General features: G+C 57.6%; 6 protein-coding genes. 4 read left to right on the forward strand and 2 right to left on the reverse strand.

Annotation, left to right across the window (positions count from 1 at the left end):
- The coding region (locus VN887_03390; protein ID HXT39045.1) for a pyridoxal-phosphate dependent enzyme at nucleotides 1–351 on the reverse strand (351 nt) is incomplete at its 3' end.
- Between the two features lie 436 nt (nucleotides 352–787).
- On the opposite strand from VN887_03390, the gene VN887_03395 reads away from it, so the two are divergent.
- From VN887_03395 to VN887_03410, 4 genes are all read left to right on the forward strand, one after another.
- On the forward strand, nucleotides 788–2371 hold the full coding sequence (locus VN887_03395) for an NAD(P)/FAD-dependent oxidoreductase (protein ID HXT39046.1): 1584 nt from the start codon (nucleotides 788–790) through the stop codon (nucleotides 2369–2371).
- Nucleotides 2368–2574 (forward strand): hypothetical protein, encoded by a 207-nt coding sequence (locus VN887_03400; protein ID HXT39047.1) that lies wholly within the window; start codon nucleotides 2368–2370, stop codon nucleotides 2572–2574. Before VN887_03395 ends, VN887_03400 begins: the two co-directional genes overlap by 4 nt.
- A gap of 972 nt (nucleotides 2575–3546) precedes the next feature.
- A complete protein-coding gene (locus VN887_03405; protein HXT39048.1) occupies nucleotides 3547–4239 on the forward strand; it encodes a VOC family protein in 693 nt (230 codons plus the stop codon).
- 205 nt (nucleotides 4240–4444) lie between these two features.
- Nucleotides 4445–4585 carry a hypothetical protein gene (locus VN887_03410; protein ID HXT39049.1) on the forward strand — a complete coding sequence of 47 codons (141 nt, stop codon included), beginning with the start codon at nucleotides 4445–4447 and terminating at the stop codon, nucleotides 4583–4585.
- Between the two features lie 103 nt (nucleotides 4586–4688).
- Here VN887_03410 and VN887_03415 read toward each other — a convergent pair.
- A partial coding sequence (locus tag VN887_03415; GenBank protein HXT39050.1) for a hypothetical protein occupies nucleotides 4689–5439 on the reverse strand: 751 nt, incomplete at its 5' end.

Consider the following 5439-nt stretch of genomic DNA (forward strand, 5'->3'; position numbering starts at 1 on the left):
TTCCGGCGACGCGCTGGTAGGCAAGCAAAGTTTCACGCGGTATCCCAGCGCCGCGCCGACCATTGCATACGCGATTCCCGTGTTTCCGCTGGTCGCGTCCAAAATTATTTTTCCAGCGCGCAAAGCACCGCTGCGCTCGCCCTCGCGAATCATCGAATAGGCGGCGCGATCTTTTACTGAGCCGCCGGGATTGAACCACTCCGCCTTGGCGCAGATCGCGACGTTCGGGAACTCCGTGCCCGTCCGCATCAGCTTGATTAGCGGAGTGTTACCGATGCGGTCGATCAGCTGCTGGCCCACCGCAGTGCGCGGGCGATCGGTGGATACGAGCGGCTTGTTGGCTGCGGTCATCTTGCTTGGACCATTCCCTCTTGTTGTGCCTGCTGGATTTACGGGCGTCCTGCGTTCCCCGCCATCCGACATCAGATGCCTCAGCGAGCGCGCCGTATTCAGCAAATTCAATCCAGTTTAGCAGATTATCAGGTGTTTCCTAAGGGCGGCGGCAGCGTGAAAAGCTTCGAGTTTGCAGCATGAAAAGCTTCTAGTTTGCCGCGTGAGAAGCTTCTAGCTCGAAACCAATTAGCGGCTTTAGCGAGCCATTTTTGGCGTTTTTTGCCCCGTAAACCTGTTTTCAGATCGGCTGGGGCGTGTGGCCCGAAACGGACACCCGAGGCGGGACTCGACGAGCTGCGATTGACCCATTTCGGGGTTTGTGACAGTCTCTGGAGCCTCACACGTGATGAAATTTTGGCGGTAGGTTTGGGCAGCGAGATCTCGGGAGGAAGTGATGCCGCAGAATTACGACATTGTCGCGATTGGGTCCGGGCACAACGGACTGGTCGCGGCCGCGTATCTGGCAACGGCCGGAAAAAGCGTTCTGGTGCTGGAGCGCAACGCGTGGTTTGGCGGCGGCGTGGTGACGGCGGAGCTTACCGGGCCGGGATATTTGCACGACCGTTTCAGCACTGGGCACATTTTTATTCAGGGAAATCCGCTGATCAAAAACGATGAGCTGAAACTGCTCTCGCGCTACGGGCTGAAATATATTTATCCGGAAATTCCTTTCATGGTCGTTTTCGACGACGGCTCGACGATCGGACTGTATCGCGATCGCAACAAAACCTACCAGGAAATCGCGAAGTTCTCTAAGAAGGACGCGGACGCATTTCTGAAATTCGCCGAGAAGGCGATGCTGTATCTGCCGATGCTCGCGGCTTCACTCTACACGCCGCCGATTCCGCTTGGCGCCAGTTTCGCGATGATGGATCAGAGCGCGGAGGGGCGCGAGCTTTTCGCGCTGATGCAGAAAAGTCCGTATGACATCATCATGGACAATTTCGAGAACGAAAAAGTGCGTTTATTTTTCACGCGGATGGTTTCGGAAAACCTTACCGGTCCGGAAGAGAAAGGGACGGGCATCGGGATTTTCGTTTTCCTGGGATTCATGGAGACGTACGGAATCGGAGTGGCGGTGGGCGGCAGCGGCGCGCTGACGGCGTCGCTGATTCGTTGCATTGAAGACCATGGCGGAAAAGTTTTGGCGAATACGCCGGTGGAAAAAGTGCTGGTGAAAAGCGGACGCGCCGTGGGAGTTCGAACAGCATCGGGCGAAGAATACAGTGCGAAGGACGGGGTGATCGGTTCCATTCATCCACATTTTCTGGGGCGATACGTCCCGGGACTTGACGGCAGAATCACGCGCGACGCCGAGCAGGTGGAGCTTTCCGCGAATTCGTGCTTCACGGTTCACGGCGCATTGAACGAACCACTGCGCTTCAAGGCCGGGGCGCATGTGAGCAAGTCCTACTTTACGGATCTGGTTCCTGCGAGCATGACCGTCCTACGGCAATATTTCGACGCGCTCCGATACGGACGCATTCCGGACACGGCATTACTGGGCATTGCGTGTCCTTCGAATTTTGACGCCACGCGTTGTCCTCCCGGAAAAGCCACGTTCCACATATGGGACTACGTGCCCTACTCGCATCCCGACGGCGGGCCTCAGCACTGGGACAAAGCAAAGGATGCTTTCGCGCGGACGATGATTGAGCGGACAGGGGAGTATGTGGAAAATCTGACGGAGCAAAACATCATCGCGTACGTTTGCGACAGTCCCTTGGATCTCGAACGTTGTTCCGAAAGCTTTCAGCGGGGTGATCTACATGGAGCGGCCCCGTACATCTATCAATCGGGTTCGCACCGGCCCACACCTGATCTCGGACAAAACACGGTGCCGGGCGTGGATCGGCTTTATCTCGTGGGTCCTTTTCAGCATCCCGGCGGCGGGGTATTCGGGGCGGGGCGCGCGACGGCGATGAAAATGTGCGAGGACCTGAAAATCACGTTCGACAAGATCGGACAAGCGCGATGATGAAAATCCTCGGGCCAGACAATGGCGAGCTGCTGCAAATCGCGTCGCTTGAAACCGAGGGCGGCAAGCTGGTAATGAAAGGAAAAGTATTCGGCTCGATGCCGATGACGGCGAAGCTCACGCCGCAAGAGGCGCGCAACGGTTTGAAGCTGCTGAATTTCAGGCTGGCGCTTTTTCTTCTGACTTTTTTATTTCGCAAGTAGCTGTCACGTGGCGCGTGCCATGCAAGAAACAGATTCAAGTGCCGGTCTACCGACGATAAGAACTCTGCTGGCCTGCGGGCTGGTTGCCGGCCCTCTATTCCTTGTCGTCTTTGTCATCCAAATATTAATTCGTCCAGAATTTCATTTTGCTCATAGCGAGCCGAGCCTACTGAGCATTGGACGTCTGGGATGGATTCAGATCGCTAATTTCATAATCGGCGGTCTGCTCGTCATCTCGGGCAGCTATGGGCATGCGAGGAGCACTGCGCTCCCGCAAAGGCCGGTTTTGGGGACCCTTGCTACTTGGAATCTTTGGACTCGGTCAGGTAGGTGTCGGAATCTTTGTCGTTGACCAGGTGCGCTCCCCGACTAGTATCACCTTCCACGGCACAATGCACGTCGTCTGCGGTGGCGTAGGGTTCGTGGCTCTCATGGCTGCGTGCTTTGTGTTTGTGCGCACGTTTGTTTCCCTGAGACAGTGGCTGTGGGCTATTTCTTGCGCTGTTACTGGCCTGCTGTTTCTGGGTGCATTCGTCAGCGCTGCCCAGCAGAATCAAGGAGCAACATTCAATTCTTTCTGAATTTGGTTTTCGTTCCCGAATGGGTGTGGGTGTCGTTGATGTCGAAGCAATTGGCGCAGGTTCCACTCTCAGAACCTGCGCGTGCAGATTCAATGCACAAGATGCCACCCTGAAGGGATGGCGCTACATGAACCTGGCGGGCCGTTGAGGAGTTCACTTTCGCGTCGGCGTAAGTCTTAATTCCGGCGCAGGCCCATCCATTTAAACCCTCCACATAGTGACCTGATCAGCGCGCTTACCGGATAAGTTGAGTACTGCCCAGGAAGATGTCCGATTACCCGACTTATCGGAACTTGGCCCGACTGCGCGGGGACTGATCGTTGACCGGCGATTTGTTCTGGCGTAGTTTCTGAAAGCACGACCCTCATCCCCACACAACCAGGAGGCAGCTATGAGCACTAAACCAGTACGTAGTCCCGACGCGACCAGAGACCCGGGCGTAGCGAGAGTTGACATGAAGTTCGAGATCGTCATCATCCCCGTCTCGGATGTCGACCGCGCGAAGGAATTCTACACGAGGCTCGGATGGCGGCTCGACGGCGACTTCACCAACGGTGACGACTGGCGCGGGATCCAGTTTACGCCGCCTGGCTCCGGGTGTTCGGTCATCTTCGGCAAGAGCGTCACCCCGGCGGCACCCGGCTCCGCACAGGGCCTATACCTGATCGTCTCCGACATCGAAGCCGCCCGCAAAGAGCTGCTAGATCGCGGCGTCGAGGTAAGCGAAGTGTTCCACGGTGGCAACAACGTCTACGCAGGCCCGGACGAGCCCTACCTGTTTGGGAGAATCCGGGTCAGCGGTCCGGATCCGGAGCATCGCAGTTACCGCTCGTTCGCCTCATTCCGTGATCCGGACGGCAATGGCTGGCTGCTCCAGGAGCTGACGACGCGGCTGCCCGGCCGCATAGACTCCGTCACGACGACTTTTGCCTCGGTAAACGATCTGGCGAACGCGATGCGGCGTGCGTCGAAGGCACATGGCGAGCACGAAGCCCGCACCGGTGGCCAACGCGACGAGAATTGGCCGGATTGGTACGCCGCCTACATTGTGGCGGAGCAAGCTGGCGGAGAGCTGCCTCAATGAACGATTAGAACGGGATCGTCATCGGCGCCCCGCTCGGCGAACCTGCGTCGTAAAAGCGGCAAAGTCCTGATTGATGTCTTAACGACGCCGGCCTCGCGACGGCCCGAGTAGACTGTTCGGTGTTCACCCTACAGAGCTCGGACCGAAGGAGGCCGAGGTGAAAATTATAGGATGTGATTTGCACGCTCGCCAACAAACAACAGCGATGCTGGACACCACCACCGGCGAGGTAGTGAAGGCAACTCTGAAGCACGAAGGCAACGTCGTGCGGGAGTTTTATTCCAATCTTCCAGGGCCGGTGCGTGTGGGGATCGAAGCGACGGGATCCATGCAGCGGAGTATCTGAGGTGTAGAACCCGCCGATGCCAAGGCTGCCATACAAGGCCGAGGCGAACCGCAAGTATTCGCATATGGTGTTCCCCCGTCACCGCCACGGCGGCCTGGATCGTTCAGGGTAGCAACGACACTGTGGCTGGATGAAGCTCCCACACCGTCTGAACCTCCGCCGATCCGCGCGAGAGCCCGATGGCGCTGTGATCGAAATCCTCGAACGCCAGGCCCATCACGTCCGCCGGCAAAGCTTGCGGCAGTTCCCCTCCGTGCTCCACGTCCAGTTGGAATCCATGTTGCGCCAGCTGCGCTTGAATCGTATGCCGCGCGCTGCAGAACTCCGAGTCAACCGGCGTTTCCACGATCACTCGGCGAGCGGTCTTGTCCGCGGTTTGGGAAATCTCAAACACCACGTCGCAGTCATCGCTGTTCAGGCTCACTTCCTGCAAAAAAGCAGTCGTGATATGGAACACTTGGAGTTCCACACCGGTTCGAGGCGGATCGAGGGAACCCGGGTCCGTTTGCGGCCAGGTGTACATCGTATCAATCGTTATCTCGACGGGAGTCATCACAGGGATAGGAACATGCTTCTCGGCATGGCGGTATTCCAGCCCCAGCTCGAGTGGCGTGCATTTGCAGATGTCCTGGGGCTGCACCTCGCTCGTAGCATTGTTGAGGCCACCGCAAGACACCACGAGCCAGGCCACCGCAAATAGAACGAAGACGCCCGCGACCGCAGCAAGCTTCACCGCGCACTTCTTGCCTTCGCTCTTCGGGTGCTCGCCCAATGTATTTCGGCCCACGGCCAACTCCTTCCTGCAGTCAAGGATTCCGTGAAAAGGCGATTCTGTGCCGACGCGCATTGTGGAT

Origin of the sequence: Candidatus Angelobacter sp. (assembly GCA_035607015.1) — a bacterium.
In the GTDB taxonomy this organism is placed as follows: domain Bacteria; phylum Verrucomicrobiota; class Verrucomicrobiia; order Limisphaerales; family AV2; genus AV2.